General features: G+C 71.5%; 26 protein-coding genes and 2 riboswitches. Of the genes, 15 read left to right on the top strand and 11 right to left on the bottom strand.

The genetic code is table 11. The features are described 5' to 3' along the window. Window positions 1–12 precede the first annotated feature (12 nt). Window positions 13–134: riboswitch (TPP riboswitch) on the top strand. Then, window positions 128–1,765: a phosphomethylpyrimidine synthase ThiC gene (thiC, locus tag ACERZO_RS35305; RefSeq protein WP_372670180.1), complete on the top strand. Its 1,638-nt coding sequence runs from the start codon at window positions 128–130 to the stop codon at window positions 1,763–1,765. Its footprint overlaps the riboswitch before it by 7 nt. Next, window positions 1,762–2,562 (top strand): bifunctional hydroxymethylpyrimidine kinase/phosphomethylpyrimidine kinase, encoded by an 801-nt coding sequence (thiD, locus tag ACERZO_RS35300; protein WP_372670178.1) that lies wholly within the window; start codon window positions 1,762–1,764, stop codon window positions 2,560–2,562. Before thiC ends, thiD (ACERZO_RS35300) begins: the two co-directional genes overlap by 4 nt. Here thiD (ACERZO_RS35300) and ACERZO_RS35295 read toward each other — a convergent pair. Beyond that, on the bottom strand, window positions 2,559–2,954 hold the full coding sequence (locus ACERZO_RS35295) for a winged helix-turn-helix transcriptional regulator (RefSeq protein ID WP_372670176.1): 396 nt from the start codon (window positions 2,952–2,954) through the stop codon (window positions 2,559–2,561). The two genes, thiD (ACERZO_RS35300) and ACERZO_RS35295, sit on opposite strands and share 4 nt — an antisense overlap. Window positions 2,955–3,045: 91 nt before the next feature. Here ACERZO_RS35295 and ACERZO_RS35290 point away from each other — a divergent pair, with 91 nt between their 5' ends. Beyond that, on the top strand, window positions 3,046–3,969 hold the full coding sequence (locus tag ACERZO_RS35290; protein ID WP_372670174.1) for an NADP-dependent oxidoreductase: 924 nt from the start codon (window positions 3,046–3,048) through the stop codon (window positions 3,967–3,969). Here ACERZO_RS35290 and ACERZO_RS35285 read toward each other — a convergent pair. Next, window positions 3,966–4,976, bottom strand: a complete 1,011-nt coding sequence (locus ACERZO_RS35285; RefSeq protein ID WP_372670172.1) for a phosphatidylinositol-specific phospholipase C domain-containing protein — start codon at window positions 4,974–4,976, stop codon at window positions 3,966–3,968. The two genes, ACERZO_RS35290 and ACERZO_RS35285, sit on opposite strands and share 4 nt — an antisense overlap. 105 nt (window positions 4,977–5,081) lie before the next feature. On the opposite strand from ACERZO_RS35285, the gene thiD (ACERZO_RS35280) reads away from it, so the two are divergent. Together thiD (ACERZO_RS35280) and ACERZO_RS35275 are read left to right on the top strand one after the other, a co-directional pair. Beyond that, the gene (thiD, locus tag ACERZO_RS35280; RefSeq protein WP_372670170.1) at window positions 5,082–5,909 is read left to right on the top strand and encodes a bifunctional hydroxymethylpyrimidine kinase/phosphomethylpyrimidine kinase; all 828 of its coding nucleotides are present in this window, start codon (window positions 5,082–5,084) and stop codon (window positions 5,907–5,909) included. A gap of 59 nt (window positions 5,910–5,968) precedes the next feature. Then, the gene (locus tag ACERZO_RS35275) at window positions 5,969–6,772 is read left to right on the top strand and encodes an ion transporter (RefSeq protein WP_372670168.1); all 804 of its coding nucleotides are present in this window, start codon (window positions 5,969–5,971) and stop codon (window positions 6,770–6,772) included. Here ACERZO_RS35275 and ACERZO_RS35270 read toward each other — a convergent pair. The 4 genes from ACERZO_RS35270 to thiO form a co-directional block, all read right to left on the bottom strand. Next, window positions 6,769–7,197 (bottom strand): MarR family winged helix-turn-helix transcriptional regulator, encoded by a 429-nt coding sequence (locus ACERZO_RS35270; RefSeq protein WP_364452288.1) that lies wholly within the window; start codon window positions 7,195–7,197, stop codon window positions 6,769–6,771. The two genes, ACERZO_RS35275 and ACERZO_RS35270, sit on opposite strands and share 4 nt — an antisense overlap. Before the next feature lie 97 nt (window positions 7,198–7,294). Beyond that, entirely contained in the window at window positions 7,295–8,053 is a 759-nt protein-coding gene (locus tag ACERZO_RS35265; RefSeq protein WP_372670166.1) for a thiazole synthase, read from the bottom strand. 1 nt (window position 8,054) lies between these two features. Then, window positions 8,055–8,255, bottom strand: a complete 201-nt coding sequence (thiS, locus tag ACERZO_RS35260) for a sulfur carrier protein ThiS (protein WP_329054587.1) — start codon at window positions 8,253–8,255, stop codon at window positions 8,055–8,057. After that, a complete protein-coding gene (gene thiO / locus ACERZO_RS35255; RefSeq protein WP_372670165.1) occupies window positions 8,255–9,328 on the bottom strand; it encodes a glycine oxidase ThiO in 1,074 nt (357 codons plus the stop codon). The genes thiS and thiO overlap by 1 nt, the downstream gene beginning before the upstream one ends. Then, window positions 9,322–9,427, bottom strand: a riboswitch (TPP riboswitch). (Overlaps the previous gene by 7 nt.) 31 nt (window positions 9,428–9,458) lie before the next feature. Here thiO and thiE point away from each other — a divergent pair. Then, window positions 9,459–10,124 (top strand): thiamine phosphate synthase, encoded by a 666-nt coding sequence (gene thiE, locus ACERZO_RS35250; RefSeq protein ID WP_372670163.1) that lies wholly within the window; start codon window positions 9,459–9,461, stop codon window positions 10,122–10,124. Between the two features lie 3 nt (window positions 10,125–10,127). Here the strand turns inward: thiE and ACERZO_RS35245 are convergent, their stop codons facing one another. After that, on the bottom strand, window positions 10,128–10,880 hold the full coding sequence (locus tag ACERZO_RS35245; protein ID WP_372670161.1) for a hypothetical protein: 753 nt from the start codon (window positions 10,878–10,880) through the stop codon (window positions 10,128–10,130). A gap of 147 nt (window positions 10,881–11,027) precedes the next feature. On the opposite strand from ACERZO_RS35245, the gene ACERZO_RS35240 reads away from it, so the two are divergent. After that, window positions 11,028–11,978: a threonine ammonia-lyase gene (locus tag ACERZO_RS35240; RefSeq protein ID WP_372670159.1), complete on the top strand. Its 951-nt coding sequence runs from the start codon at window positions 11,028–11,030 to the stop codon at window positions 11,976–11,978. Window positions 11,979–12,082: 104 nt separating this feature from the next. Here ACERZO_RS35240 and ACERZO_RS35235 read toward each other — a convergent pair whose 3' ends face one another. After that, window positions 12,083–13,615, bottom strand: a complete 1,533-nt coding sequence (locus tag ACERZO_RS35235; RefSeq protein ID WP_372670157.1) for an MFS transporter — start codon at window positions 13,613–13,615, stop codon at window positions 12,083–12,085. Next, window positions 13,612–14,367, bottom strand: a complete 756-nt coding sequence (locus tag ACERZO_RS35230; protein WP_086678867.1) for a GntR family transcriptional regulator — start codon at window positions 14,365–14,367, stop codon at window positions 13,612–13,614. The genes ACERZO_RS35235 and ACERZO_RS35230 overlap by 4 nt, the downstream gene beginning before the upstream one ends. A 148-nt stretch (window positions 14,368–14,515) precedes the next feature. Between ACERZO_RS35230 and ACERZO_RS35225 the strand changes: the two genes are divergently transcribed. Beyond that, window positions 14,516–15,562, top strand: coding sequence for an SIS domain-containing protein (locus tag ACERZO_RS35225; RefSeq protein ID WP_372670153.1), 1,047 nt, complete (start codon window positions 14,516–14,518; stop codon window positions 15,560–15,562). Further along, window positions 15,559–16,515, top strand: a complete 957-nt coding sequence (locus tag ACERZO_RS35220) for an N-acetylglucosamine kinase (RefSeq protein WP_372670152.1) — start codon at window positions 15,559–15,561, stop codon at window positions 16,513–16,515. Before ACERZO_RS35225 ends, ACERZO_RS35220 begins: the two co-directional genes overlap by 4 nt. Before the next feature lie 108 nt (window positions 16,516–16,623). Here the strand turns inward: ACERZO_RS35220 and ACERZO_RS35215 are convergent, their stop codons facing one another. After that, window positions 16,624–17,286, bottom strand: a complete 663-nt coding sequence (locus ACERZO_RS35215; RefSeq protein WP_372670150.1) for a DUF3159 domain-containing protein — start codon at window positions 17,284–17,286, stop codon at window positions 16,624–16,626. A gap of 255 nt (window positions 17,287–17,541) precedes the next feature. On the opposite strand from ACERZO_RS35215, the gene ACERZO_RS35210 reads away from it, so the two are divergent. The 6 genes from ACERZO_RS35210 to ACERZO_RS35185 all read left to right on the top strand — a co-directional run bounded on the left by ACERZO_RS35210 (window position 17,542) and on the right by ACERZO_RS35185 (window position 22,297). Further along, window positions 17,542–18,360, top strand: coding sequence for an SGNH/GDSL hydrolase family protein (locus tag ACERZO_RS35210; RefSeq protein ID WP_372670147.1), 819 nt, complete (start codon window positions 17,542–17,544; stop codon window positions 18,358–18,360). Between the two features lie 461 nt (window positions 18,361–18,821). Further along, the gene (locus ACERZO_RS35205; protein WP_372670145.1) at window positions 18,822–19,553 is read left to right on the top strand and encodes an OmpA family protein; all 732 of its coding nucleotides are present in this window, start codon (window positions 18,822–18,824) and stop codon (window positions 19,551–19,553) included. A gap of 16 nt (window positions 19,554–19,569) precedes the next feature. Then, window positions 19,570–19,965 (top strand): hypothetical protein, encoded by a 396-nt coding sequence (locus ACERZO_RS35200; RefSeq protein WP_372670411.1) that lies wholly within the window; start codon window positions 19,570–19,572, stop codon window positions 19,963–19,965. Window positions 19,966–20,020: 55 nt separating this feature from the next. After that, window positions 20,021–20,497: a DUF6932 family protein gene (locus ACERZO_RS35195; RefSeq protein ID WP_372670143.1), complete on the top strand. Its 477-nt coding sequence runs from the start codon at window positions 20,021–20,023 to the stop codon at window positions 20,495–20,497. Beyond that, window positions 20,494–21,378, top strand: coding sequence for a hypothetical protein (locus ACERZO_RS35190; protein WP_372670141.1), 885 nt, complete (start codon window positions 20,494–20,496; stop codon window positions 21,376–21,378). Before ACERZO_RS35195 ends, ACERZO_RS35190 begins: the two co-directional genes overlap by 4 nt. A 250-nt stretch (window positions 21,379–21,628) precedes the next feature. Further along, a complete protein-coding gene (locus ACERZO_RS35185) occupies window positions 21,629–22,297 on the top strand; it encodes a DUF4190 domain-containing protein (RefSeq protein ID WP_372670139.1) in 669 nt (222 codons plus the stop codon). Window positions 22,298–22,585: 288 nt separating this feature from the next. Here the strand turns inward: ACERZO_RS35185 and ACERZO_RS35180 are convergent, their stop codons facing one another. Then, window positions 22,586–25,330 carry an AfsR/SARP family transcriptional regulator gene (locus ACERZO_RS35180; RefSeq protein ID WP_372670138.1) on the bottom strand — a complete coding sequence of 915 codons (2,745 nt, stop codon included), beginning with the start codon at window positions 25,328–25,330 and terminating at the stop codon, window positions 22,586–22,588. Window positions 25,331–25,645: the final 315 nt, after the last annotated feature.

Raw genomic sequence — 25,645 nt, 5'->3', positions numbered from 1 at the left:
TGGTCGGTGGCACAACACTAACGCGGGAGCTCGCGCCATGGCGGGCTGAGAGGGTGACTTGCGTTTCGCAGGCGTCACCGACCGCATGAACCTGACCGGGTAATGCCGGCGTAGGGAGTGAAAGTCGTTGACGACGCTGGAAAACAATGCTGCCGTAAGCGTGACCACGGGCCCGATCACGGGCTCGCGAAAGGTCTACCACCAGACGGAATCCGGGCTCCGCGTCCCCGCGCGGCGGATCGATCTCTCCAACGGGGAGCACTTCGACGTCTACGACACTTCGGGCCCGTACACCGATCCCGAAGCCGCGATCGACGTCCACAGTGGACTACACCGGCTGCGCGCCGGCTGGGCCGACGGCCGTGAGCACAACACCCAGCTCGGCTGGGCCAAACAGGGCGTCATCACCCGCGAAATGGAGTACATCGCGGCCCGCGAACGGGTTTCCGCGGAGTTCGTGCGCGACGAAGTGGCCCGCGGCCGCGCGGTGATCCCGGTCAACCGCAAGCACCCCGAGTCCGAGCCGATGATCATCGGCAAGAACTTCCTCGTGAAGATCAACGCCAACATGGGCAACTCGGCCGTCTGGTCGTCGGTCGAGGAAGAGGTCGACAAGATGGTCTGGGCGACCCGCTGGGGCGCCGACACGATCATGGACCTCTCCACCGGCAAGCGGATCCATGAGACGCGCGAGTGGATCATCCGCAACTCGCCGGTCCCGGTCGGCACGGTGCCGATCTACCAGGCACTGGAAATGGTCGACGGCGAACCGGAAAAGCTGTCGTGGGAGATCTACCGCGACACGATCATCGAGCAGTGCGAGCAGGGCGTCGACTACGTCACCGTGCACGCCGGCGTGCTGCTGCGCTACATCCCGCTGACCGCGCGGCGCGTCACCGGGATCGTCAGCCGCGGCGGGTCGATCATGGCCGCGTGGTGCCTCGCGCACCACCAGGAGTCCTTTTTGTACACCCACTTCGAGGAGCTCTGCGAGATCCTCCGGCAGTACGACGTCACGTTCTCCCTGGGCGACGGCCTGCGCCCGGGTTCGATCGCCGACGCCAACGACCGCGCCCAGTTCGCCGAGCTGGAAACCCTGGGTGAGCTGACGCACATCGCGCGTTCGCACGACGTCCAGGTGATGATCGAGGGCCCCGGCCACGTGCCGATGCACAAGATCAAGGAGAACGTCGAGCTCGAGGAGAAGCTCTGCGGCGAGGCGCCGTTCTACACGCTCGGTCCACTCGCGACGGACATCGCGCCGGCGTACGACCACATCACCTCCGCCATCGGCGCGGCCCAGATCGGCTGGTACGGCACGGCGATGCTGTGCTACGTCACGCCGAAGGAGCACCTCGGCCTCCCGAACCGCGACGACGTCAAGACGGGCGTGATCACGTACAAGATCGCCGCGCACGCCGCCGACCTGGCCAAGGGGCACAAGTACGCGCAGGAGTGGGACGACGAGCTGTCCAAGGCGCGCTTCGAGTTCCGCTGGAACGACCAGTTCAACCTTTCGCTCGACCCGGACACCGCGCGCTCGTTCCACGACGAGACGCTGCCCGCCGAGCCGGCCAAGACCGCGCACTTCTGCTCGATGTGCGGCCCGAAGTTCTGCTCGATGCGGATCACGCAGGACGTCCGCAAGTACGCCGAGGAGCACGGTCTGTCCACTGTGGAGGCCATCGAAGCCGGCATGGCGTCGAAGTCCGCGGAGTTCACCGAGTCCGGCGGCCAGGTCTACCTGCCCGTGGTGCAACCGTGACACCGCCGACCGCCCTCACCATCGCCGGCTCGGACTCCGGCGGTGGTGCGGGCATCCAGGCGGACCTGCGGACGTTCTTCGCCCACGGCGTCCACGGGCTGGTGGCGGTGACCGCGGTCACCGTCCAGAACTCCTTGGGCGTGCAGGGTTTCACGGAGATCCCGGCCGACGTCGTCACCGCGCAGATCAAGGCGGTGGCGTCGGACATGGGCGTCGGCGCGGCGAAAACGGGCATGCTGGCGACGGCCGAGATCATCCGCGCGGTCGCGAAGACGCTGGACGAAACGGGACTCGAGTTCCCCTTGGTCGTCGACCCGGTGGCGGCGTCGATGACCGGGCATTCACTGCTGCGCGAGGACGCCCTGGAGGCGATCCGCACGGAGCTGTTCCCGCGCGCGACGCTGATCACGCCGAACCTGGACGAAGTAGGCCTCTTGACGGGCATCTCGGTGTCCGACGCGGCTTCGCAGCGCGCGGCGGCCGAGGCGTTGCTGGAGTTCGGTTCCCGCTGGGTCCTGGTCAAGGGCGGCCACATGCAGGGGACGCCGGACTGCGTGGACCTGCTTTCGGACGGCCGCGAGTACATCGAGCTGACCGGCCCGAGGTACGCCACGGAGAACACCCACGGCGGCGGCGACACGCTGGCGTCATCGATCACGTCATGGCTGGCGAAGGGCGCTTCGGTCCCGGACGCGGTGGCGGCGGGGAAGAAGTTCATCGAGCGCTGCGTGGCGGAGGGCTACCCGCTGGGAGCGGGGGTCGGCCCCGTGTCGCCGTTCTGGGTGCTGGACAGCTAACGAACCGGCTGCAGTTCCCGGCCGTCGTACTCCTCGCGCGCTGAGCGGATCCGGTCGAAGTTCGCCTGCGACCACGCGCTCAGCGCGATCAAGTGCGCCCCTACCTCCGTGCCCATCTCCGTCAGCGCGTACTCCACCGTCGGCGGCGTGGTCGGGTACACCGTGCGGGTCAGGAAGCCGTCGCGTTCCAGCTGGCGCAGGTTCTGCGTCAGCATCTTCTGGCTGATCCCGTCGACCGCGCGGCGCAGCTCGCCGAAGCGGTGCGGGCCGCGGGCCAGCGCGCCCAGCATCAGGGCCGTCCACTTGTTGGCCAGCAGGTCCAGCACGTCCCGGCACGGGCAGTTGCGGAGGTAGACGTCCCAGGGTCCGCCCTGGTCACAGGTAGTTTCCACGAGGTACCTACTTTACGGACAAGTGCCTTCTGGCGAAAAGTGACGAACGATCCGAGTATAGGAGGCGACCCGAACCAGAAGGAGTGAAGAGATGCGCATCGTGACCCAGGAGACCCTCGGCGGGCCGGAGGTGCTCCGCGTCACCGAAGCACCGCGGCCGGAACCCGGGCCGACGGAGGTCCTGGTGCGGGTGCACGCCGCCGGCGTCAACCCCGTCGACTGGAAGGTGCGCGCGGGCGGTGGGTTCCTCGGCGAGCCGCCGTTCACCGTCGGGTGGGACGTCGCCGGCGTCGTCGAGCAGATCGGCTTCGGCGCGACCGGCGTCCGCGAAGGCGACGAAGTCCTCGGCATGCCGTGGTTCCCGCGTCCGGCCAACGCCTACGCGGAGTACGTCACCGCGCCCTCGCGGCACTTCGTGCGCAAGCCGGCCGGGCTTTCGTTCGCCGAGGCCGCCGCGCTCCCCCTCGCCGGGCTCACCGCGTGGCAGGGACTTGTGGACATCGGAAACGTCCACGAAGGACAGCGCGTCTTCGTCGATGCCGCCGCGGGCGGGGTCGGCCACCTCGCGGTGCAGATCGCCAAGGCGCGCGGCGCGTTCGTCATCGGTACGGCCAGCGCCGGCAAGCACGACCTCCTGCGCGAACTCGGCGTCGACGAACCGATCGACTACCACGACAAAACCGCGACGACGTCCGATGTGGACGTCTACTTCGGACTCGTCGGCGAGGAGAGCGACCTGCGCTGGCTGCCGGCCATCAACGAGGGCGGCTTGCTGATCGGCGTACCCAGCGGGGTCGCGGACCGCGTCGAAAAGGCCGCCGGAGAACGGAAAGTGCGGACGGAAAGGATTCTCGTCGAGCCGGACCGCGGCGGACTGACCGGCCTCGTGGACCTGATCGAGGCCGGTCAGCTGAAGGTCCGCGTCGAGCAGACCTTCCCGCTCGAAGACGCCGCCAAGGCGCACGAGCTGGGGGAATCCGGCCGGGTGGCCGGCAAGCTCGTGCTGACCGTCTAGCCGCGCGCGAGCACCTGGGGCAGCACCGTCGTCAACCCGGTCCAGTCCGAGGTGACCACCGACGCGTGCTGCTTCGCCAGGTCGGCGACGCGCTGGCTGGCCTGGTCGACCGTCGGGTTGTGGGCGTCGATCGCCGGCGCGACGTTCTGCCCGTCGGTCATCACCAGGTAGTAGTGGTTGGCGTCGTACCACCACGGCCCGGTCTGCGTCACCCACGCGTTCGCGTCGCCGTCGAACACGACGAACCACGGCTTGAGGTCGGCGGTGTACTTGTCCCGCGGGTCACCGCCGGCCGCGCCGTGCACGGTCGGGAAGATGTTCGCGTCGCCGAGCTTGCCCGCGTTCTTGAGCCCGACCAGGTACCGCGCGTACTCGACGTCGGTCTTCAGCGTGTCGGTCGGGTTCCCCTCCTCGACCGTGCCCGGGATGATCTCGGTGATCACCCGGCCCCGCAACGCGTCCACCGATGGCCAGTTGTCCGCTTTGGACGCGTCGTCGAGCGTGGCGTAGCTCCCGAGCAGCTCGGCCGGGCGGAACGCGACGCTGCCGAGGTGCGCGCGGAACGTGGCGTCCAGCTCGTCCGGGCCCATGCCGGTGTTGTCCGAGAAGCCGGTCTTCATCTCCAGCTTGAGCGTGATCGGCGTGTGCCCGGGGTGGGCGGCCAGCCAGATCCGGATGTCGTCGAGGCAGTACTCGAGGTTCTTGTTCTTGCCGCCCGTGTACAGCTGCGCCGCCGACGTGGCCGCGACGCAGTTGTTGCTGTTCCCCAACGGGTTCGAGTGGCTGACCTTCCACTCGTGGGTGAAGAAGTCCGGCCAGACGTCCAGCTCGATCAGCGACGAGCCGGCGTCGAGCGCCCGCGCGAGGTAGTCGTAGGCCGCTGGGTCGTACGTGTTGTGCACGCCGACCGTGGTGACGTGGGAGAGCTTCGGGCTGTCCGCGTGCGCTGCCGTCGCCCCCGAGAGCGCGAGCGCCGCCGTGAGGACGGCCACCGAGAAGAGCTTCATCCAGGCTCCTTCGAACGTGAGTAACGTTCACAATGTCTCATCGTGGTTGACTGTTGATGAAGCAAAAGAGGCTGATTGGCCTAGACCAGAAGTCGGGAAACCACCATGACGACGAGCCTTCCGACCGCGTTGACCATCGCCGGGTCGGACTCCGGCGGCGCCGCCGGGCTGCAGGCGGACCTGCGCACGTTCCTGACGTGCGGCGTGCACGGCCTGGTCGCGGTCACCGCCGTCACCGTCCAGAACACCCTCGGCGTGCACGACCGCGCCGACCTGCCGCCGCACATCGTGGCCGGGCAGATCGAGGCGGTCGCGGCGGACATGGGCGTCGGCGCGGCCAAGACCGGCATGCTGGCGTCGGCGGAGATCATCCACGCGGTCGCCGCGGCGTGCGACAAGGCCGGGATCGGGCGCGACGAGAAGATCCCGTTCGTCGTCGACCCGGTGGCGGCGTCGATGCACGGCCACCCGCTGTTCGACGAAGCCGGGCTGCACGCCCTGCGTGACGAGCTGCTCCCGCGCGCGACGGTCCTGACGCCGAACCTCGACGAGGTCCGCCTGCTCACCGGCATGACGGTGAAGGACCGCGAGGGCATGCACACCGCGGCGGTGGTCCTGCACCGGATGGGCCCGCGGTACGTCCTGGTCAAGAGCGGCCACCTGCAGGCCGACCCGGAGTGCGTGGACCTGCTGTTCGACGGCTCGACGTTCGTGGAGCTGCCGGGCAAGCGCTACGCGACCCCGCACACGCACGGCGCGGGCGACACGATGGCGTCGGCGCTCACGGCCGGGCTCGCCAAGGGGATGTCCGTGGTCGAGGCCGCCCGGTACGGCAAGTGGTTCGTCTCGCAGGCGGTCGAGCACGCCTACCCGATGGGTGCGAAGGTCGGCCCGGTCTCGGCCTTCTGGCGGCTGGCTCCCGAGGAACGCTGAGCACGCGTCCGGCTACCATCCCTGCGTTTACTTTTCCTTGAACCAAGCAGGGGGCGGCCTTGACCGGACGCGAGCGGACGGCGAAGGTCCTCGAAGACCGCCGCTTCCAGAACTTCATCATCGCCGTGATCGTCTTCAACGCGGTCACCCTCGGCATGGAGACGTCGACGTCCCTCATGGCCGGCTGCGGCGACCTCCTGCACGCCCTCGACCACGTCGCGCTCGGCATCTTCGTCTCCGAGCTGCTCGCGAAGTTCTACGCCTACCGCGGCGCCTTCTTCCGGGACAACTGGAACGTCTTCGACCTGCTCGTCGTCGGCATCGCGGTGATCCCGGCGACCGGGCCGTTCGCCGTCCTGCGATCGCTGCGGGTGCTGCGCGTCCTGCGGCTGATCTCGGTGGTGCCGTCGATGCGCAAGGTCGTCTCCGGACTGCTCGCCGCGATCCCGGGGATGGCGTCGATCGCCGCGCTGCTCGCGCTGATCATCTTCGTCGCCGGCGTGATGGCGACCAAGCTGTTCGGCGGCATCTCGCCGGAGAACTTCGGCGACCTGGGCACCTCGCTGTTCACGCTCTTCCAGGTGATGACCGGCGAGGCGTGGCCGGACATCGCGAAGGAGATCATGGTCCAGGCGCCGATGGCCTGGATCTTCTTCGTCGTCTACATCCTGGTGTCGAGCTTCGCGGTGCTGAACCTCTTCATCGCCGTCGTCGTCAGCGGCATGGAGGACGAGCTGCGCCAGGACATCCGCGAGGAAGAGGAGAAGCAGGCCGAAGCCCAGGCGGCCGCGAACCAGGAGATCCTCGACGAGCTCCGCGCGGTGCGGGCGGAGCTCGCCGAGCTGCGCCGGACCGCCGTCTAGTCGTCCGCGATCAGGGCCTCGAGCGCCGGGAGCGCCGCCGTGAGCGCTTCGCGGTGCTCGGGCGTCAAGCGGTCGAGACGGCGGTTCAGCTCCTGCACCCGCGTCGACCGGACGCCGGACACCAGCCGCTCGCCCTCTTCGGTCGCCTTCGCCAGCCACGCCCTGCGGTCGACCGGGTCGGACTCGCGGCTGACGTACCCCGCCTCGACCAGGGACGCGATGATCCGCGACATCGTCGCCGCGGCGACGCCCTCTTTCGCGGCGAGGTCGCCGAGGCGCAGCTGTCCGGAGATCACCAGCGTCGCGAGGGCCGAGATGGCGCCGTGGCCGGGGCCGGGCACGCCGGCCTGCCGCAGCGACCGGGACAGCCTGCCGACGGCCAGGTACAACCTGCCCGAGACGTCCTGGACCGATGTGCTCGTCACGGCTGGCTCCTTCTGCCTTGCCCCGCCGCCGGTGCGCCGGAAAGTGCCGTCCACCTTACGGGCTCGCCCCGCGCGTTCGGCGTGAAGGCGCTCCGGTTCACTTGGGTGGACTCGACGCCTTCGCCCAGAAGCGCTGCGGCACCCGGCCCGCCCCGCGGGCCAGGTGACCGGCGACGACGGCCGAGCGCATGGCGGCGGCCATCCGCTCCGGATCGGCCGCCCGGGTGACAGCCGTGGACAGCAGGACGGCGTCGCAGCCGAGCTCGATCGCCAGCGTCGCGTCCGACGCCGTGCCGATTCCGGCGTCCAGGATCACCGGCACGCCCGCTCGCGAAACGATCAGCTCGATGTTGTGCGGATTCCGGATGCCGAGGCCGGTGCCGATCGGCGCGCCCAGCGGCATCACCGCGGCGCAGCCGGCCTCCTCCAGCCGCAGCGCGAGCACCGGGTCGTCGTTCGTGTAGGCGAACACGGTGAACCCGTCGGCGGCCAGCCGTTCGGCGGCGTCGAGGGTCTCGATGGGGTCCGGCAGCAGCGTCCGGTCGTCGGCGTGCACCTCGAGCTTGATCAGGTCGGTTTCCAGCGCTTCCCGGGCGAGTTGCGCGGTGAGCACGGCTTCGGCGGCCGTGCGGCAGCCCGCCGTGTTCGGCAGCAGCTCGATCCCGAGCCTTCGCAGGAGTTCGAGGACGCCGGAGCCGCCCTCGGCGTCGGCGCGGCGCATCGCGACGGTGGTCAGCTCGGTGCCGGACGCGACCAGCGCGCGTTCGAGCACGGCCAGGTTGGCCGCGCCGCCGGTGCCGATGATCAGCCGGGACGACAGCTTGGCGGTACCGATGACCAGCGGTTCTTCGTCCACTTCAGCCTCCCTGGACCGCGGTGAGCACGTCGACGCCCGCGCCCTTGGGCACGGCGGTGGTCGGCCAATCGCTCCGGCGGACGACGACGCCGTCGACCGCGACGGCGATGCCGGGCCGCTGCCCGCCCGACGCGTCGAGGACGTCGGCGACGGTCGCGCCGTCCGGGAACTCCGTCCACGTCCCGTTGAGCTTGATCTCCATCACACGTGCTCCTTCTGGTGCAGGCGGGCGGGCGAAGCCGCTTCGACGCCTTCGGGCGGCTTCTCCCCCTCGAGCCAGGCGACCACGGCGTCCGCGGTCACGGGGGCCATCAGCAGTCCGTTGCGGTGGTGCCCGGTGGCGGCGAAGACGCCGTCGTCCAGGACGCCGATGTACGGCAGCACGTCCCGGCTGCCGGCGCGCAGGCCCGCCGCGGTCTCGGCCAGCTCGTACTCGGTGATCGCGGGGAAGACGCGTTCGGCGCCCTCGATCAGCTCGCGCACGCCGCGCGCGGTGACGGACTGCTCGAAGCCCGCTTCGTACTGCGTCGCGCCGAGGACGAGCTCCTGGTCGCCGCGCGGGACGAGGTAGATCGGCTTCCCTTCGACGACGGCCCGGACGGTGCGCGCCGGCGGCGGCAGGCAGCCCCGGCGCGGCTTGAGCCGGAGGATCTCGCCCTTGAGCGGGCGGACGGCGTCGGCGAGCTGCGGGTGCAGCCGCCCGGTCCACGCGCCGGCGGCGAGCACGACGGCTTCGGCGTCCGGGATGCGTTCCACGCGTTCGCGGACGAACCGGACTTGGTTGCCGACGCAGGCCGCGTACAGGGCTTGGAGCAGTTTCCGGTTGTCCACGGCCAGGTCGCCGGGCACGTGGAGTCCACTTCGGACAGACCCGACGCCGGGTTCGAGGCGCTTGGTCTCCCGGCCGGTGAGCCGCTCGGCCGCGCGGCCGAGCTCGCGCAGGTGGCCCGCGAGGATGTCCAGGTAGCCGGCATCGGCGCTGTCGAAGGCGACGACCAGCGTGCCGTGTCCGGCCAGGCCGGGGTCGAGGCCTTCGCGGGCCAGGTCGCTCGCGAAGCCGGGCCACCTCCGCAGCGATTCCTCACCGAGGCGCAGGACGTCTTCCTCGCCGGGCCAGGCTTCGGTGACCGGGGCGAGCATGCCGCCGGCCAGCCAGGACGCGCCGCCGCGGACGGGTGCGGGGTCGTAGAGGGTGACGTCGTGGCCGGTCGCGGCCGCGCGCCACGCCGTGGACAGGCCGATCACGCCGCCGCCCACCACTGCCAGGTTCGTCATGGAATCACGCTCCCTGCGCCGGCATGACCCGGATCAGGTTCCACGGTCGGAGCGGCAGCTCCCTCTCAGCCCGTCCCTCGGGCTCCCGTGCGGACCCGTCCACCCTAGCTGGCGAGGTACGGTCGCCGCTATGCCCGCCCTTTCCGGTGACAAGATCCGCGCCCGCCTCGACGCGGCGCGCCTGTACCTCTGCACGGACGCCCGCACGTCCCGCGGCGACCTGGCGTCCTTCGCCGACGCGGCCCTGGCCGGCGGCGTCGACATCATCCAGCTGCGCGACAAGACCGGGGGCTCTCCGTTGGAGGCCGCTCAGGAGATCGCGGCGCTGGAGGTGCTGGCCGAGGCGTGTGCGCGGCACGGGGCGCTGCTGTCGGTGAACGACCGGGCCGACGTGGCGCTGGCGGTCGGCGCGGACGTGCTGCACCTGGGTCAGGACGACATCCCGGTGGGGCTGGCCCGCCGGATCCTCGGCGAGGACGTGGTCATCGGCCGGTCGACGCACTCGCTCGACCAGGCCCTCGCGGCGGCCGCGGAGCCCGGCGTGGACTACTTCTGCACGGGCCCCTGCTGGCCGACACCGACGAAGCCGGGCCGGTCCGCGCCGGGCTTGGACCTGGTGCGATCGACGGCCGCGGCCGCGCCGTCCCGGCCGTGGTTCGCGATCGGCGGCATCGACGGTGACCGGCTCCCCTCGGTGCTGGAGGCAGGCGCGTCCCGGATCGTGGTGGTCCGGGCGATCACCGAGGTCGAGGACCCCGAAGCCGCGGCCCGGGAGCTGCGCGCCCGCCTCCCCTGACCGTTACGGCGTCGGCGTGGTCGCCGCGCCCTTGCTGGTCGGCGGGGTCGTCGTCGCCGGGGCTGACGTCGACGGTTGCTGCGTCGACGGGCTCGGCGTCGTCGTCGGGGTCTCCGAGGTCGTCGTCGGGGCCGTCGACGTGTCCGTCGGCGTCGTCGTCGACTCGCTCGGGGACACCTGCGTGTCCTCCGTCGACGACGTCGAAGGCGTCGTCGACGGGGTCTGGTCGGTCTGACCACCGCCGTTGCCGAAGATCTTGCCGATGCTCGTGCCCGTGCCGCCGCCGATCTGGGTGCCCGTCGCCGACTCGAAGCCGACTATCGCCAGGATCGCCACCGCGAACGCCGCGACGCTCGTGCCGATGATCAGCGGCCAGCGCAGCTTCCGCAGCCGGGACGGCTCCTCCGCCGGCGGTTTCGCCAGCTGGACCGTCGGCTGGTCGGTGATCGGCACCTCGGCCGCCGCCGGCAACTCGGGCACCCCGCGCCGGCGGATCCCCGACGTCGCCAGCTGCCGCGCCTTCAGCGCCGCCTCGCGGGTGCGCTGCAGCGAGCGCAGGTACAGCTCGCTGCCGACCGTCGACACCACGCTCGCCACGCCCGCGCCGACGACCGTGCCCGCCACGCCGAGCGTCGATCCCAGCAGCGCCGCGGTCACCGCCGCGAGCGCCGCCGCCAGCACCTGCGCGATCCGCAGGCCGGACTTTTCTTCCTTCTCCGTGTCCAACTCGGAAGCCGCTGCGTTCTCCTTGCTCATGATCCCGATCCGCTAGAAAGTCTTCTCCCCGTTACCAACGTTTAAGGCGCGCGAGGAACTCCCCGCGTTGCCGGAGCGTGAGGAGCACCACTCTCACCGTCCACAATAGACACTCCATGCCGAACACTTTCTTGACATACTCGGCACATGGAACTGGTGACGATCTCTGACATCGAGGCCGCGGCGAAGCGCGTCCAGGATGTCGCCGTGCGCACGCCCCTGTTGCTCCAGACGTGGGATCCCCGCGGAACCCTGTGGCTCAAACCCGAAAGCCTGCAACCGGTCGGCGCGTTCAAGGTGCGCGGCGCGTTCAACGCGATCGCCGGCCTCGACGACGAACGGCGTACCCGCGGCGTCATCGCCTACTCCAGCGGCAACCACGCGCAAGCGGTCGCGTACGCCGCGCAGCGGTACGGCGTGCCCGCGGTGGTCGTCGTGCCGGACGTGACGCCACGGATCAAGGTCGAAGCCACCCGCTCCTACGGCGCCGAGGTGATCGAGGTGCCGATCGGCGAGCACGAGGGCAAAGCGCGCGAACTGGCCGCCGAACGCGGGCTGACCCTCATCCCGCCCTTCGACGACGCGGCCATCATCGCCGGGCAGGGCACGGCGGGTCTCGAGATCGCCGAGGACCTCCCCGAAGTCGAGGTCGTGCTGGTGCCGGTCAGCGGCGGCGGGCTGGCCGCCGGCGTCGGCACCGCGATCAAGGCCCGGGCACCGCACGCGAAGGTCATCGGGGTCGAACCGGCGCTGGCCGCGGACGCCGCCGACAGCCTCCGGCGGGGCGAGCTGGTCCGGTGGCCACAGGCCGACCGCGCCCGCACGATCGCCGACGGCCTGCGCTCGCAGCCGTCCGAGCTGACGTTCGCGCACCTGCGCGCGGTCGTCGACGAGATGGTCACGGTCACCGAGGACGAGATCCGCGAGGCCGTCCGCACGCTGGCCCGCAAGGCCCGCCTGGTGGCCGAGCCCAGCGGCGCGGTGACGACGGCGGCGTACCTGTTCCACGCGGCCGAGCTGCCGGCGGGCAAGACGGTCTCGATCGTCTCGGGTGGCAACGCGGACCCGGCGCTGTTCGCCGAGATCCTCGCGGGCTGAGCGGGCCCCAAGCGCCCCAAGGTGGCCTTCGGTGCGTCTGACGCACCGAAGGCCACCTTGGGTGCGTGAGACGCAACCAAGGCCACATTGGGAAGCTTCGAACCCTAGGAGCCCGCCACCGGGGTCCCGCCGCCGCGGACGTGCGTCGGCGGGCCCTCGACTCCGCAGTGGTAGCACTCGCCCAGGTGGGGGGACTCGTCCGCAGGCGAGTCCGGAGCGGGCGACGACGGCGGCTCGAGCACGCCGTTGTGGATGCCCAGCGCGATCAGCCCGCCCGCGATCGCCAGTGCCGCGCAGATGACCAGCGCCATCCGCCAGCCCGCCGTGAGCGCCACCGGGTCCGCGTACGCCTCGCCCGTCAAGCCGGCCGCCGCGGGCAGCACCGCCACCGCCAAGAGCCCGCCCGACCGCGCGATCGCGTTGTTGACCCCCGACGCCACCCCGGCGTAGCGGTCCGGGGCCGCCGCGAGCACCGTCGCGGTCACCGGGGCCACCACCGTCGCCAGGCCGAGGCCGAACACGACCACCGCGGGCAGCACCGCGCCGAGGTAGGACGCGCCGGGCGCGATCCGCAGCATCAGCAGCATCCCGATGCCGACCACGATCGGGCCGACGACCAGCTGCGTCCGCGGCCCGATGCGCTGGGCCAGCGCCCCCGACCGGCCCGACAGCAGCAGCATGACCACCGTGAGCGGCAGCCCGGCCAGGCCGGCCGCCGTCGGCGAGTAGTGCAGCGACACCTGCAGCTGCATGACCAGCAGCATCATCACGCCGCCGAGCGCCGCGTACATGGCGAAGGTCAGCGCGTTGGCCAGGGTGAACGTCCGGTCGCGGAACAGCGACGGCGGCACCAGCGGCTCGCGCGAGCGGTGCTGGACGACGACGAACGCCGTCAGCCCGGCGATCCCCAGCAGGCCCGCGACCAGCACGATCGGGTCGCCGATGCCGCGGCCGGGCGCTTCCACCAGCGCGCCGGTGACGCCGGCGAGGCCGATCGCGCCGAGCGCCGCGGCGCCGAAGTCCGGGTGGCCGGTCGCGTCCGGGTCGCGCGACTCCGGGACGAACTTGCGGGCCATCAGCACGACGACGATGGCGATCGGGACGTTGATCAGGAACGCCAGCCGCCACGACCAGACCTGGACGAGGAAGCCGCCGAGCAGCGGGCCGGCGGCCGCGGCGATGCCGCCGAGGCCGGACCAGGCGCCGATCGCGCGGGCGCGCGCGTCGTGCGCGAAGGAGGACTGGAGGATCGCGAGCGACCCCGGGGTCAGCAGCGCGCCGCCGACGCCCTGCAGGATCCGCATCGCGACCAGCATCTCGGTGGACACAGCGGCGGCGCACAGCCCGGAGGCGACGCCGAACCAGACGACGCCGATCAGGTACATGCGGCGCCGGCCGTACCGGTCGCCGAGCGAACCGGCGACCAGGATGAGCGCGGCGAGCGCCAGCAGGTAGCCGTCGAGGATCCACTGCAGCCCCGCGACGGAGGCGTTCAGCTCGGCGCCGATGCGGGGCAGGGCGACGTTGACGATGGTGCCGTCGAGCATCGCCATGCCCGACCCGAGGATGGTGGTGGCCAGCACGCCGCGCGCGGCGTGCGTCCCCCAGCGGATCCCGGTGTCCTCCGTGGCGGTCACGGCATCAGCGTGGTGACGAACTTGTACCGGTCGCCGCGGTAGACCGAGCGGGCGTACTCGACGGGCTTGCCGTCCGTGGCGAACGAGTGCCGGGTCAGCCGCAGCACCGGCATGCCGACGTCGGCGCCGAGCATCTCCGCCTCTTCCGGCCCGGCGAGCGACGTCTCGATCGACTCCTCGGCGCGTTCGAGTTCGACGCCGTAGTGCTCGCGTAGAACGGCGTACAACGAACCGCCCGCCGAGACGTGCTTGCGCAGCCCGCGGAATCGGCCGGCGGGCAGGTGCGAAGTCTCCAGCGCCATCGGCTGCGAGTCCGCCAGTCGAAGCCGTCGAAGGCGAAGAATTTTCGCACCAGTACGGATTCCGAGCAGTTTCGCGAGGTCGCCCTCGGCCGGCAGCTCCTCGAGTTCGAGCAGCTTCGACGACGGCTTCAGGCCCTGCCGGCGCATGTCCTCGGTGTAGGACGACAACTGCAGCCGCTGCGCGAGCTTCGGCTCGGCCGCGAAGGTGCCTTTGCCCTGCACGCGGTGCAGGCGGCCTTCGGCGGTGAGGTCGGCCAGCGCCTGGCGCACGGTGGTGCGGGAGACCGTGAACTCCCCGGCGAGCGCGCGTTCGGTCGGGATCGGCGACCCGGGCGGCAGCACGTCCAGGAGGTCGAGGAGGTGCTGTTTCAGCGCCCAGTACTTGGGCTCGCGCTGCCCGCGCATCCCGGCGACGGCGCTCGCCTCGCCCGTGGTGGTGGTCTCCAACATGCCCGACTCCCTATGTCTTCCCTCATCGCACGCCACGTCCCCGTAAGAAACGTACCCTTTTCCCCAAACGCGCCGCCCCACTAACATTGGTCTAGACCTGACCGACGCCGCCTGAGTCCGGTACATAATGCCGGAGGTGGAGAGGAAAATGATGACCGAACAACGGCCCGGCGAGCACATGGCCGCGGAGATCGCCCAGCAGCCGGAGGTCCTGGCGGGACTGGTGGAGCGTCAGGCGGAAATCGCGGAGGTGGCGGAAAAGATCTCACAGAGGCCGCCGCGCTTCGCTTTGCTCGCCGCGCGTGGATCGAGTGACCACGCAGCGTTGTACGCGAAGTACCTGATCGAGGTACTGCTCGGCCTTCCGGCTGGTCTTGTCTCCCCGTCCACGGCGACGCTGTACGGCGCGCGGCCCGACCTGCGGGACGTGCTGTTCGTCACGGTCAGCCAGAGCGGCGGTTCGCCCGACCTGATCGAGGTCACCGAGTCGGCGCGGCGCCAGGGCGCGCTGACCGTGTCCGTCACGAACACGCCGGACTCGCCGCTGCGCGCGGCGTCCGAACTCGGCGTCGACATCGGCGCCGGCGTCGAGAAGGCCGTCGCCGCGACCAAGACGTACTCGGCGACGCTGATGGCGCTCTACCTGCTCATCGACGCCGTGCGCGGCGGCAAGGCGGCCGACGCCGAGAAGATCGGCGAGCTGGCGAGCCAGACCCTGGACGGCGCCGCCGAGGGCGTCCAGCGCGCGGTCGACCGGTACCGCTTCGTGGACCGGGTCCTCACCACCGGCCGCGGCTACTCCTACGCCACCGCGCTCGAAGGCTCGCTGAAGCTGGCCGAGACCAGCTACCTCGCCGCCCGCGCGTACAGCGGCGCGGACCTGCTGCACGGCCCGGTCGCGGCGGTCGACGGCGAGACCGCCGTCCTCGCGGTGACCAGCAAGGGCCAGGGCGGGCAGGCGATGCACGAGGTGCTCGACGCCGTCGGCAAGCGCGGCGCGGACGTCCTCGCGGTCGGCTCGGCCGCCTCGGAGGTGCCGGCGGCGCTGCGCATCGACGTCGCGCCCACGGTCGAAGAGCTCGCGCCGATCCTGGAGATCCTGCCCATCCAGCGGATCGCCCTCGGCCTGTCGCTCGCCCGCGGCGGCGACCCGGACAGCCCGCGTGGCCTGCTGAAGGTGACCAAGACGAGGTGAGCTTCGCGATCGGCGTCGACGCCGGCGGAACGTCGACCAGGGCCGCACTGGTCGACGCCGCCGGCGCGGTGCTGGGCACCGGGCGCGGCGACGGCGCCAACCCCAATTCGCACGCGCCCGACGTCGCCGCGGGCCGGATCGCCGACGCGATCACCGCGGCCCTGGGCACTCATGACGCCGGCGACGTGCGGGCGTGCGTCGTCGGCATGGCGGGCGTCAGCAAGCTCAGCGACGTGCGCGTGGCGGCGGTGTTCGACGCGGCCTGGACGCGAATCGGGCTCACGAACGTGCGGGTGGTCGCCGACGCCGAAGTGGCTTACGCGTCCGCGACGTCGGCGCCGGACGGCACCGTGCTCGTCGCCGGCACCGGTTCCATCGCGGGCCGGATCCGCAAGCGGCGGCTGGCCGGCACCGCGGGCGGCTACGGCTGGCTGCTCGGCGACGAAGGGTCGGCGTTCTGGCTCGGCCGTGAAGCCGTCCGATCCACTTTGGAGGCTCTCGGGCGCGGGCTGCCCCTCGACGGGTTGCCTTCGGCGGTGCTCGCCGCCGCGCTCGGACCGTCCGGTTTGGACGTCCGGACGGACACCGACCGGCTCGCGGCGTCCCGCGCGTTGATCACCGCGGCCAACGCCGAGGCACCGGTCCGGCTCGCCCGGTTCGCCCCGTTGGTGAGCGCCGCGCACGACGCGGGCGAACCCGCCGCGCGCGGGATCGTCACCCGTGCGGCCGAACTCCTGGTCGCCAACGCGCTCGCCGCGCGTGAGCCCGGCGAGTCGACACCGGTCGTGCTCGTGGGTTCGGTGCTCACCGGACAAAGCCCGATCGGCGGGCTCGTACGCCGCGGTCTGTCCGGGCTCGAGGTGCTGACCAGCTCCGACGGGGTGCTCGGGGCGGCTTGGCTCGCCGCCGTGGACGCGTTCGGCGAAGGGGTGGTTAGACCAGTATTTCCCTAGAACGAGCAAAACCCTGGCCGGGAACACGTCAAAACGTCGACTGAACCAGGGTTTTCCGGGTAACGTAGGCAGTGGCCCCCGGACCCTCCCCCCTCGCCGGGGGCCGCCTTATGTCCGGGGTACGTCGTCCGGGCCGGTTTCGGGGGCCAAGCGCAGCCCCGGGTGCTCCGGCGGCAACGCCCGGTAGAGCACCCAGCCGCTCACCGCGACGGTCAGCGCGACCAGGGGCCACGACAGCACCGTGCGGGCCACGCCGAGCGCGATCACCTGGCCGGACCACCACAGCAGGCCGTAGACGATCACCCGCAGCGTGTACTGGCCGAACACCCACACCCAGCTGGCGCGCGAGTACGCCTTCAGCAGGACGGGGTCGCGGCGCCAGCGCGTCTTCTGGCCGAGCACCAGGCCGACGACGACGCCGAGCAGCGGCCAGCGGATCACGATGCTGGCCGCCCAGAGCAGCGCGCTGGCCACATTGGACATCAGCTGCAGCAGGAAGAAGTCCTGGGCGCGGCCGGTGTGCAGGGCGATCAGCGCGGCCGCGATGACGGCGGCCAGGCTGACGACCACCGCGCGGACCTTCCCGCCCCGGACGACCCGGTAGGCACCGAGCGCGACGGCGACCACGATGGCCGCGCCGGCGCCCCAGGCGATGGACTGCCCGGCCGCGAGCCAGCCGGCGACGAAACCGACGGGCGGGATGCTGGCGTCGAGGGCGCCGCGCCGGCCGCCGAGGATCTGCGCGAGCGACTCACGGGGTTCTGCGGACACTCCTCCAGCGTGCCGGATCGCGCGTCGGACCCTCCAAGCAGGGAGATTTTCGCCACACCTGGTGTGGTAATGGCCTTCGAGTGTGCTGTCTCACGGCATGCGGAAGGTGAAGACTGCGTAATAGGGGAGCGGAGAAGGCCGACAAGATAAGACACTGTTACCACAGGCTGAACGCGGGCAGGGGGTCCCGATGGTTAGTTGTGGTGTACAACTACATGTCGGGGAGTCGGTCGCAGGACGGGAAGGGGACCCAACGTGTACGGATTCGACAGCTATGTGGCGATCGGGGACAGCTTCACCGAAGGGCTCAACGACGGGCTCCCGGACGGCTCGTTCCGCGGCTGGGCCGACCGGCTCGCCGAGATCCTGGCGGCCGGGCGGCCCGACTTCCGGTACGCGAACCTCGCCCTGCGGGGGAAGATGCTCGACGAGATCATGGACGAGCAGCTCCCGATCGCGCTGGAACTGAAGCCCGACCTGGTCACGCTGTGCGCGGGCGGCAACGACATCATCGTCCCGGGCGCGGACGTGGACGCGGTGACGGCGCGCTTCGAGGAAGGCGTCGCGAAGCTGCGCGAGGCGGGCATCCCGGTGCTGATCTTCAACGGCCCGGACACGAAGGTCCTGTCCGTGATGTCGGTGCTGCGCGGCAAGGTGGCGATCTACAACACCCACCTGTGGGCGATCGCCGACCGCTACGGAGCGCGCATGGTGGACCTGTGGACGATGGGGCCGCTGCACGACCGCCGAGCATGGAGCGACGACCGGCTGCACTTCTCCCCGGAGGCCCACCGCCGGATCGCGCTGAAGTCGGCGGAGGTACTGGGGATCCCGGTGACGGGCGATTGGCGCGAGCCGTGGCCGTCCGAGGCGGTCCCGTCCCGGTGGATCGACTCGCGGCGGTCGGACTTGACGTGGACGAAGGTGCACTTGCTGCCGTGGATCCGGCGGCAGTTGAAGGGGCAGTCCATGGGGGACGGGTTGTCGCCGAAGCGGCCGCAGCTGGCGCCTTTGCTGCCGTTGGACGTGCTCGAGGTGCCGGACTCCGCCCAGGCTCGGCAGCAGGCCAGCTGAGGGGTTCTTTCGGTTCGAGGGGGCCGCTGCCGGGGTACGGGTCGCGGCATTCCCGGTCGGTGCCGCTCGGCTCGGTGCCCGAGTTCGCGCCGGCCGGCATGCGCGCGCCCCTCGCGGCGGCTTGGGCGGCCGGCTGCGGCCCAGGTAGCCGGGCCGAGAGACCGCCCATCGTCTTGGATGAGTCATTCAGGGCTTCCGAGGTCCTGAACGACTCATTCAAGACCTCGCCCGCCGAAGCCAAGCCAGGCTGAGCGGCACAAGCCACCCCGAGCCCCACAAACATGCCCCGCCACACCCAAGGGGGCGTCCCCGAGTCCATTCTATCGGCCCCCTCCGACACAAAGTGCTCAACCGATCACCGCACCCCGAGTTGTCCACATGTCGACTCGCCTGGGGACAACTTGTGGAAGACCACCCTTCCCCGGGTCGCCAACCCGCTCCACCCGGCTTACAGTCCCCTTATGTCCGGTGGTCGTCGCTGGATCCTCGTGGTCCCGATCGCGGTGCTGGTCACCGCCTTGCTGGCCGGGGTCGTCACCTGGGCCCAAGCCGGGAACATCCAGCGTGACCTCGCCGCCGATGCTCGAGCCGCTCTGACGAACGCCGGCCTCCGAAAAGGCACCGTCACCTTCGACGGCCGGGACGCCACCCTCAGCGGCTTCCCGCCCGACCAGGCCCTGAAAGCCCTCGAAGTCGTCCAGAACGTCGATGGCGTGCGGGCCGCCCAGGTCCAAGGCGACGTCGCCCCGAACACGCCGCCGCCGCCCACCAGCGCGCTGGCTCCGAGCACGACCGCGCCGCCCACCACCAGTGCCACCGCTCCGCCGCCGCCCACCGACAAGGCCGGCGTGCAGGCCGAGATCGACCGGATGCTCGCCGAAGCGCCGATCACCTTCGAACCGGACACCGCCCGGCTCACCCCCGACGGCGAGCAGGCCGCCCGGGCCGTCGCCGTCGCGCTCGCCAAGTCGCCGGGCACCTTCCGGTACCGCGTCACGGGGCACGCCGCCCGCGGGACCGGCAGCGCGAGCGGCGCCCTCAAGCTCTCCCGGGACCGCGCCAGGGCCGTCACGCGGATCCTCACCACCAACGGGCTGACCGCCAAGCGCGTGACCTACCGCGGGCTGGGCGACACGCGCCCGTCCACCGGCGGCGGCGAAGAAGACCGGCGCGTCGAAATCACCGTCGTTTGAAGGGGTGAGTGAGCAGATGGTGTGGCTGTTCGGGCAGATCTGGCTGTGGCTGGTCATCGCCTTCGCCCTCGGCGCGCTCACCTCGTGGCTCGTCCTGCGCACCGCCCAGCGCCCCAAGCCCAAACCCCAGCCCGAGCCCGAACCCGTGCCCGCGGCCGAAGAGCACTACGAAGAGCCCGCCGAGCAGACGCAGTTCATCCCCGCCGCCTGGATACAGCCCGGCACCGAACGGCCCCACGAGGTCCACGAGGACGACGAACCCGAGCCCGTCGGCCACCGCGAGGGGCACCTGCCGCTGCCGCCGCAACGCGGTGCGCAGGCCGAAGACTGGCCCACCGAAGAAGAACCCGCCTGGCCCGAGTCCGAAGAGACGGCCCCGCAGTGGCCGCAGCAGCCTGGGCGCGGTGGCTGACACCCATCCTGGTAAGTTCGGCTACGCACTGTGAGCGAGGCCTGAGGAGGGGTGTGTGGCGCTCCCCCATTGGACGGCGCAGCAGGTCCTGCCGCCGGGCCGCCACGCCTGCGACCTCGCCGACGTCTACGAACGCCTGGTCTTCGACGCCCCGCACCAGAACGAGCGCGAGATCCTCTTCAGCGCCCTCAACAGCTACCTCGGCGTCGCCCGGCGGATCATGCCGTCCGGGCGGGCCTGGATCGGCGGCGAGCTCATCACGCGCGGCGCGCACCCGCCGCAGGGCCTCGACGTCGTCCTCATCCCGGACGAGTGGGGTGCGCTGAAGCGGCTCGACGACGCCGGCCGGTCGGCGCTGTACGGCCTGCTCACGCTGCGCGGCGTGATCGTCGGGCAGCCCGCGATGTACCTCGATCAGGTTCAGCCGGTCGGGGGCATGCTGGACGGCTTCCTCTGCCGTCCCGGCGACGAAGACGTCTGGGCCGAGGTCTGGGCCGACGGCGGCAGGGGCTACCCGGAGATGGTCTGGTGAGGAACGAGTTCCGGCGCATCGCCGACGAGATCCCGGGCGGCACGTGGCTCGACGACCTGGCGCGCGCGTCGGCGATGGCCGCGAACGCCAAGTTCGAGCGGACGTCCCGGTCGCCGCTGCTGCACGTCTCGGTGATCGGCGAGCAGACCATCGACGCCTACACCTTCTCCGACATCAGCCGCGCGCTGCAGGACGCGACGGCGAAGATCGGGCACATCATCCGCAACCCGTCCGGCGAGGTCACCCAGGTCCAGCAGGCCGACCGCGACAAGGCGCCGCTGATCCAGCGCGGCCAGGCGGGCAACGCGATCTTCTTCGGCTTCCCGGAGCTCGACGTCTCCGACGACGCGCTGATCGTCGACGGCATCGAGACGCTGTCCGAGCGCGCCGTCAAGGAGCTCTGCGACTTCCTGCCCGCCAACGGCTCGGACGACGGCGCGCTCGACGCCGTGCTGCTGCAGCGCGACACCGTCCGCAACGCCGTGAGCGACATCGTGAACGCCGTCGCGAAGAACGCCGGCATCGGGATGGCGCTGACGCCGACGTCGGGCGAGCAGGTCACCCGCAGCATGACCACCGAGCAGGCGCGGATCCTGCAGGGCAGCCTCCGGGAGTCGCGCGAGGCGGTCGGCTACGAGACGGTGCGCGGGCGGCTCGACGGCGTCCGCACCCGGCGCCGGATCTTCTACCTCGACCGCGAGCCGGGCGGGACGATCCAGGGCGCGGTGGCGCCCGACCTGCTCGACCAGATCAAGGAGAACCTCGACCGCCCGGTGACCGCCCGGTTGCGCGTCGTGCGCACGACGACGATCGACGGCCGCCGCGGCCGGCCCGTTTTCGAGCTCCTCGAAATCACCCCCGAAGTGAGCCTTTTCGACTGAAAAGTCCAGCTTGCGACTTTCGTCTTGAACGCCGGACACGACGGTCGTCGTGGGCCGAACGGCCACGAAAACAGTGGGAACCCCGATATTCTCGCCATTGATCACCGGGCCACACCCTGCGCGCGATGTCAGGAAATACCGGTACTTCGCGCAAAATGGTGGGACAATGACTTTTTCCAGAATGTAACAATTTCGTTCGGGGGCACTCTTATGGGTTAACGTCGTCGCACTCCCACCCGAAGGGGCCCGCATGATGACCGACCCGCAGTACCCGCCGCCGACCGCCGCGCGCCACGGACGGCCCGCGCCACCGGTGACGGCCACGGAGCGTCGTCAGGCCAACGCCAAACCCGGGCGGAACATCCTCGCCATCGTCGGCCTGCTGCTCGGCGTCGCCGCCCTGGTCGTCACGTTCGTCCCGGACATCGGGTTCGTCGCGTGGCCGCTGGGCGGGATCGGGCTCGTGCTGGCGATCACCGGGCTGGTCCAGGTCAAGAAGGGCACCGTGGGCGACCGCGGGCTCGCGATCACCGCGCTGGTGGCCACGATCGCCGCGCTGCTGACGACGGCCGGGATGCTGCTGTACTCGACCTTCCTCGGCGGCGGCGAGTCCGGGCTGCACCTGCCCGCGGTGGGCGGGGACAAGCACACCGTGACGTTCCAGGTGACCTCCGCCGGCGGCGCGACCGTGCGCTACGGCAGCCTGTCCGACCAGCGCACGGAGAACGCGCCGGCGAGCACCGACGCGTGGGAGGGCGCGGCGTCGTACAACAATGGTTCGTACCTGTTGACGCTCACCGCCGACACGCGCAATTCCAACATGAACAACGAAATCAGCTGCGCCATTCTCGTCGACGGCAAGAAGGTCGCGGAAAACAGCGGGACGACGATCGCGCTCTGCACGGCGAACGTGAGCTGAGGCGAGCCTGGCGACCGGCCGGCCTACCCCCACGTCGGCCGGCCGGGCCGCCACGAGCCGCTCCTGGCGGCTCCCGGCCCCGGCGGGGTTTTCCCGCACGGGGCCCGGCGCCGGCGTCTCAGCCTGCCCCTCCCCTAGGGCTCAGCCGGCACTGCCGAACCTACGCGGACGCCGCCCGCGGGCACTAAGAATCCACTAAGGATTCACGGTGATCGCCCGGGTCGTGATCCATTCGCAACTCTCTTCACAAATGTCGATCAGCGGCGCGGAGTTGTCGCGCGAAAGCCATCACTGGAGTTCGGCGAGTTCAGCCCGCACCTCGCCGACGAGCTTCGGGTGCACCCGTTCGTAAATGCGCACGGACAACGCCAGCTGCTCCCGCGCGCCGTCGAGATCACCGCGCGCCCGCAGCACCCGCCCCAGCGTCAGCCGCAAGGCGCCCTCGCGGGCCACGAACTCGCGGCTGATCGCCAGGTCGATCGCCTCCCAGACGTACCGCTCCGCCGCCTCCAGGTCGCCCGCGCGGAGGCTCAGGTCGGCCAGCTTGTCCAGCGCCACCACGACCCGGTCGTCGTCGCCCAGCTCACGGTCGATCTCCAGCCCGGCGAGCTGGTGGGCGACTGCCTCGGCCAGCCGGCCCGCCCGCTTCTCCGCCTGCGCGCAGCTGCTGAGCGCCTGGCCTCGCAGCGTGACGTCCGGGGCCTCCGCGATCGCCTTCGCCAGCCGGTCGATCGCCTTCTGGTGCTCGCCGCGCCGGCTCAGCGCGCGGCCGAGGTGCAGGTCGGCCGACGTGGTCAGCCGCGCGTCGGCGGACCCGGCCGCCAGCGCCGCCGCCCGTTCGGCGTCCGCGAACCCGTAGCCCGGCAGCTCGAACGTCAGCGCGATCTCGCACCGCGCGAGCCGCAGCCAGCACTGGCCCTCGACGTCGCCGGCCGCCTCCGCCGCCTCGACGCCGACGTCGGCCATCCGCGTCCACTCGTCCAGCAGCGGGCACACCACGCGGTAGGTGTGGCCCAGGAGCGCGAGCCGCCAGACGTCGTCGTGGCGGCCGGCCGCGTACGCGGCGTCGAGGGCCGCGAGGAGGTTCGGCCACTCGGCCGCGAACCAGTCCTGCGCCTCGGCGAAGCCGGTCAGCGGCGGCATCGCCTCGTCGGCGAGCACGCCGGTGAAGTCCAGCGGGTCGGCGACGTGGCCCAGCCGGCGCCGCGCCCGGTCGGCCACCGCCTGGTAGTAGCGGACCGTCCAGCCGAGCGCCTCGTCGCGCTCCTTCTCGCCCAGCTCCTGCTCCGCGAGCTCCCTCAGGTAGAGCCAGACGAGGTCGTGCGGCGCAAAGACGTCCCGGGCGGTCTCTTCGATGAGATTGTGCGCGGCCAGCGCGCGCAGCCGCCGCCGGGCCTCGGCGACCGGGATCTGCGCGACCGCGGCCATCAGGTGCGGCCCGACCAGCACCCCGGGCACCGCACCGAGTTGCAGGAACGTCTCGGCGATCTCGCCGGGCAGGCCGCGGAAGGAGACGTCGAACGCGGCCCGCACGCCGTCGTCGGCGCCTTCGACCTGCAGTCCGGCCAGCCGGGTGCGTTCGTTGCCCAGCTCGTCGACCAGCTCCTCCGCGGTCCGCTGCGCGCTCGCCGAAAGCCGCGCGCCCGCGATTCGCAGGGCGAGCGGGAGGTAGCCGCACAGCCGCGCCAAGGCGTGGTTGAGCGTGGCCGGCCCGGCGAGCTCCTCGATGAGCCGCACGGCGTCGTCGGGCGCGAGCGTGCCGAGGACGCGCTGCTTGGCCGCGTTCGACACGGCGAGCCCGTCCAGGCGGGACCGGCTGGTCACGACGGTCATCGTCCGCGCGCTCGGCGGCAGCAGCGGGCGCACCTGCTCGGCGGCGCGGGCGTCGTCCAGCAGCACGAGCATCCGCCGCCCGGCGATCAGCGACCGGTAGAGCGCGACGCGTTCGTGCAGCAGCTCGGGGATCTTCGCGGTTTCGACGCCGAGGCCGAGCAGGAACTGCGTGAGCAGGTCGGCCGGCTCCAGCGGCGGGTGGTGCGGGTCGAAGCCGCGCAGCGACGCGAACAGCACGCCGTCCGGGAACCGCGGCGCGACGCGGTGCGCCCACCACACGACCAGCGTGCTCTTGCCGACCCCGGCGGTCCCGGTGACGACGGCGATGGTCGTCTCGCCCGCTTCGGCGCGGGTGACCAGGCTGTCGAGCCAGGCCAGTTCGTCGGTGCGCCCGGCCAGGCTCGGCACCGCGGCGGGCAGCTGCGAGATCGCCTTCTCCGGCTCGGCGGCGGCCGGCGCGACGACGTCCCGCACCGGGAGGTCGTCGTTCAGGACGCGCTCGTGCAGCCAGCGCAGCTCGGCGCCGGGCTCGACGCCCAGCGTGCGCAGCGTGGCGCGCGAGACGGTCCGGTACAGCTCGAGCGCGTCCCCGCGCCGCCCGGCGTGGTACAGCGCGCGCATGAGCTGGCCGGCGGTCCGCTCGGCGAGCGGGTCGGCGCGGACGATCGGGCTCAGCTCGACGATCAGCTCGGCGTGCCGGCCCAGGTCGAGGTCGGCGTCGACGCGGGCGCCGTGCACGGCCAGGCGCAGGTCCTCCAGTTCGGGCGCCCGCAGCGAGTCCGGGACGCCGCCCAGCGCCGGGCCCTGCCAGAGCGCGAGCGCCTCGGCCAGCAGCGCGGCGGCGGTCTCCGGGGTGGCGAGCGACGCCCGGTCCAGCAGGCTGCGCGCCCGGTGGACGTCGACGCGCTCGGGCTCGACCGCCAGCAGGTAGCCCGGCGGCGTGGTCAGGATGCTCGGGCCGTCGATGTCGCGCAGGATCCGCCGCAGGTGGGAGACGTTGCCGTGGACGATGGTGCGCGCGGTGGCGGGCGGGTCGTGGCTCCAGAGGGCGTCGATGATCTCGTCGAGCCCGACGACCTTGCCGGGCTTGAGCGCGAGCAGGGCGAGCAGGCCGCGGACACCGGGACCACCGATCGGGACGGCGACGTCGCCGGCGAAGAGCTGGACGGGCCCGAGCAGCTGGAACCGGCATTCGGCCATGCTCGCGCCCACCTCCCCGGGGGTTCACGGTCGGTTCGGCGTCTCCCTCGCCGGGAAGTCAACCTACCGTGGTCACCGGCTGTCGAGCAGGCCCGGTACCAGGAGTTTTGGGGCGTCTGCGAATTCCGTAGCGGTCAGCGGGACGCGGTGCGGCATCCACCGGCGGACATGGCACGACCCCCTACCAGCGGTCCCGATCCGCTGGTAGGGGGTCGTGGTGGAGCAAACAGCCGGGCCGCCAGGGGGCGCGGTCCGCCCGTCCGTCACCGCGGGCGACCAGGCGGGTGAGCTCACCCCGAGCGAAGCACCCGCCGA

The organism is Amycolatopsis kentuckyensis (assembly GCF_041679295.1).
Taxonomy (GTDB): domain Bacteria; phylum Actinomycetota; class Actinomycetes; order Mycobacteriales; family Pseudonocardiaceae; genus Amycolatopsis; species Amycolatopsis kentuckyensis_A.
Note: the sequence above shows the minus strand (reverse complement) of the source record. Positions and strands in the feature narration are given on the sequence as shown.

Excerpts from the sequence above, each read along its gene's own strand:
- ACERZO_RS35290 (WP_372670174.1), top strand. The coding sequence starts at position 3,046 with ATGCGCATCGTGACCCAGGAGACCCTCGGCGGGCCGGAGGTGCTCCGC.
- ACERZO_RS35285 (WP_372670172.1), bottom strand. The coding sequence starts at position 4,976 with ATGAAGCTCTTCTCGGTGGCCGTCCTCACGGCGGCGCTCGCGCTCTCG.
- thiD (WP_372670170.1), top strand. The coding sequence starts at position 5,082 with ATGACGACGAGCCTTCCGACCGCGTTGACCATCGCCGGGTCGGACTCC.
- thiS (WP_329054587.1), bottom strand. The coding sequence starts at position 8,255 with ATGGAGATCAAGCTCAACGGGACGTGGACGGAGTTCCCGGACGGCGCG.
- thiO (WP_372670165.1), bottom strand. The coding sequence starts at position 9,328 with ATGACGAACCTGGCAGTGGTGGGCGGCGGCGTGATCGGCCTGTCCACG.
- thiE (WP_372670163.1), top strand. The coding sequence starts at position 9,459 with ATGCCCGCCCTTTCCGGTGACAAGATCCGCGCCCGCCTCGACGCGGCG.
- ACERZO_RS35245 (WP_372670161.1), bottom strand. The coding sequence starts at position 10,880 with ATGAGCAAGGAGAACGCAGCGGCTTCCGAGTTGGACACGGAGAAGGAA.
- ACERZO_RS35240 (WP_372670159.1), top strand. The coding sequence starts at position 11,028 with ATGGAACTGGTGACGATCTCTGACATCGAGGCCGCGGCGAAGCGCGTC.
- ACERZO_RS35230 (WP_086678867.1), bottom strand. The coding sequence starts at position 14,367 with ATGTTGGAGACCACCACCACGGGCGAGGCGAGCGCCGTCGCCGGGATG.
- ACERZO_RS35225 (WP_372670153.1), top strand. The coding sequence starts at position 14,516 with ATGATGACCGAACAACGGCCCGGCGAGCACATGGCCGCGGAGATCGCC.
- ACERZO_RS35205 (WP_372670145.1), top strand. The coding sequence starts at position 18,822 with ATGTCCGGTGGTCGTCGCTGGATCCTCGTGGTCCCGATCGCGGTGCTG.
- ACERZO_RS35200 (WP_372670411.1), top strand. The coding sequence starts at position 19,570 with ATGGTGTGGCTGTTCGGGCAGATCTGGCTGTGGCTGGTCATCGCCTTC.
- ACERZO_RS35185 (WP_372670139.1), top strand. The coding sequence starts at position 21,629 with ATGATGACCGACCCGCAGTACCCGCCGCCGACCGCCGCGCGCCACGGA.
- ACERZO_RS35180 (WP_372670138.1), bottom strand. The coding sequence starts at position 25,330 with ATGGCCGAATGCCGGTTCCAGCTGCTCGGGCCCGTCCAGCTCTTCGCC.